Below are 1,795 nucleotides of genomic sequence, written 5' to 3'. Positions count from 1 at the left end.
AACGCCACCCGGGTGGCGTCGTCGGTGCCACCGAGTTGGCCGGCCATCGCCAGCGGCCCAAGCACCGAGTTTATGGATTGGAGATGTTGTGCAGCAAGGACTTCCGTTGGCGCCAACAGCGCGCACTGGTAGCCGGCGTCGACCATCTGTAGCATCGCCAGCACCGCGACGATCGTCTTGCCAGACCCCACCTCGCCTTGCAGCAACCGGTTCATCGGGCGGGTGGAACCGATTTCAGCAGTAAGTACCTCCAGCACCTCACGCTGGCCGACGGTCAGCTCGAATGGCAACCGCTGCAAGAGTTCTTGCTTCAGCCCATCCGCACGCGTTGACGCCGCCGGGCCGGACTCAGACAGCTCGCCGTGCCGGCGGCCCACAAGCGCCCACTGCAGCCCGACAGCTTCGTCGAAGGCCAACCGTTCACGGGCACGCCGCCGCTCGGCGGCATCCTCAGCCAAGTGGATGGCGCGTAGCGCCTGATCTTCAGGGACCAGATTGTGCTTGGCGCACAGTTCTTTTGGCAGCGGATCGGTCACCGGGTCGAGAACCTCGAGCACCTGACGCACACAGTTGAAGATGTCCCAACTCTGCAGTTTGGAACTTGCCGGATAGATCGGGTAAAAGCTACGTTCGAACGCCTCTTGCAATACTTCGCCACTGACGGCCCGCGAGGCGCCGGCGATGTTTTTCAGCGACCGGCTGCCGTGGTCCTTGCCGTCCGGGGAATGCAGCACAAGGAAGTCGGGGTGGGTCAGCTGCATTGCCCCGCGGAAGAAGCCGACCTCTCCGGAGAGCATCACGCGGGTTCCGACGGCCAGGCGATCCTTGATCCATTTCTTCGGGTGGAAGAACGTTGCCGTGACCTTGTTGCGCCCAGAGCCCAGGGTGACGAGCAATATTTTGTCGCGCGGGCGATTTCGGATCGGCCTCTCAACGGCGGCGGTGATGTCGTCGACGAACGTGACGTGCTCGCCCTCCGGCGGCCGTTCGTCGCCCGCGCCACGCACACTCGCGCCCTCGACGTAGCCGCGTGGGTAGTGGCGCAGCAGGTCGTCGACGGTGCGGATACCGAACACCTCGTCGAGGAGTTTCACGGCTTTGGCGCTAAGGAGGTAGTCCAGGCGGTCACCGAGCGCGACCATGGCTACTCGACCCCGATCAACAGCGCGTCACCGCGGTGCCCGGTGTGATAGGTCATCAGCTCGGTGCCCGGGTGACGGTCGTGTATGTGGGCTTGCAGCTTTTCGCCCACTGCAGCCGCGTCGGCATCCCCGTCGATGTCGGCGCCTACCAGCACCGTCACCAACTCGCCACCGGCGGCCAACAGCAAATCGATCAACCCGATCGCCGCCGACGCCACGTCGGGTGCCACGATCAGCACCTCGTCGCCGGCGATGCCAAGCCCGTTGCCGGGCTCGCAGGTGCCGGCCCAGGTCAACGCCGTTTCGGTAGCGATGCGCACCGATCCATGCTTGGCGGCACCGGCCGCACGGGCCATCGTGAAACCGTCGTCGACGGCTTGCCGGCCGGGTTCGTGGACGGCGAGCGCAGCCAGCCCTTGCACCATCGACCCGGTCGGCAGCGGCACCACGTCGATGCCCCACCCGATAGCCGCGGTGCAGCCGGCGACCAGCTCCTCGGCGGCCAGGTAGCCGTTGGGCAAGACCATGACCTGCGCGGCTTCGGTGTCCACCACGGCGCGCAATAGTTGTTGTGCGCTGATGTCCGTCGTCGGCTCGGCAGCGTGTAGGCCGGGGCGCAGCACGCAGGCCCCCTCGCCGGCGAACAACTCCGC

General features: G+C 66.0%; 1 protein-coding gene and 1 pseudogene. Both read right to left on the bottom strand.

Features of this window, described 5'->3' with window-relative positions; translation table 11 throughout:
- The coding region (locus tag WB785_RS04965) for a DEAD/DEAH box helicase (RefSeq protein WP_424077584.1) at positions 1–1,142 on the bottom strand (1,142 nt) is incomplete at its 3' end.
- 2 nt (positions 1,143–1,144) lie between these two features.
- A pseudogene (locus WB785_RS04960) lies at positions 1,145–1,795 on the bottom strand (DAK2 domain-containing protein); the annotation flags it as partial.

The sequence above is a fragment of the Mycobacterium sp. genome (genome assembly GCF_049585075.1).
In the GTDB taxonomy this organism is placed as follows: domain Bacteria; phylum Actinomycetota; class Actinomycetes; order Mycobacteriales; family Mycobacteriaceae; genus Mycobacterium.
This window is presented reverse-complemented; position numbering and strand designations above follow the sequence as displayed.